1 protein-coding gene is annotated in these 830 nt (G+C 44.1%); it reads right to left on the reverse strand.

From position 1 onward, the window contains the following. Positions 1 to 715: DEAD/DEAH box helicase (locus A3739_RS01055; protein ID WP_156502222.1), on the reverse strand; the 715-nt coding region annotated here is incomplete at its 3' end. Positions 716 to 830 lie beyond the last annotated feature (115 nt).

Consider the following 830-nt stretch of genomic DNA (forward strand, 5'->3'; position numbering starts at 1 on the left):
TTGCTTTGTATAGCTTTGAGCTGTCCTGGGCAGGGCCTGAAATAACAAGAGGTGTTCTCGCCTCATCGATAAGGATCGAGTCAACCTCATCAACAATCGCGAAGTTTAAACCACGCTGCGCTTTTGTTTCGGCACTAAACGCCATGTTATCGCGCAAATAGTCAAACCCAAATTCGTTGTTAGTCCCATAGGTGATATCACACTGATAAGCTGCTTTCTTTTCTGCAGGCTCTTGACCGCCATATACAACCCCAACACTTAAACCTAAGAAGTTATATAGAGGTTCCATCCACTTAGAGTCACGTTTTGCTAAGTAGTCGTTAACCGTTACAACATGCACGCCTTCGCCAGAAAGAGCATTCAAATACACAGGCAAGGTCGCTACTAGCGTTTTACCTTCACCTGTACGCATCTCAGCAATTTTCCCCTGATGGAGTGTCATGCCGCCAATCAGCTGCACATCAAAATGACGCATTTGCATGACACGCTTACCGGCTTCACGAGCAACTGCAAACGCTTCAGGCAAAAGCTTGTCTAGTAATTCACCGTTAGCTACCCGCTCCTTAAACTCGGTAGTTTTCGCTTTAAGCGCATCATCACTCAATGACGACATGGATTCTTCTAGTGCGTTGATTTGAGCAACGACTTTGCCCATGCGTTTAAGCTCACGCTTATTCTTACTTCCGAAAAGCTTGGTTAGTGCCGATGAAAACATAAGATTCTACTGTGTTATTAATTCGTATTATGGATATTTGAAGATATAGATGTGAGGCCAAGTTTATTAAACTCAAGGCGAAATACATCTCGGCTATCGCACCGAGCATTCTAAG

The organism is Oleiphilus sp. HI0067, assembly GCF_001635735.1.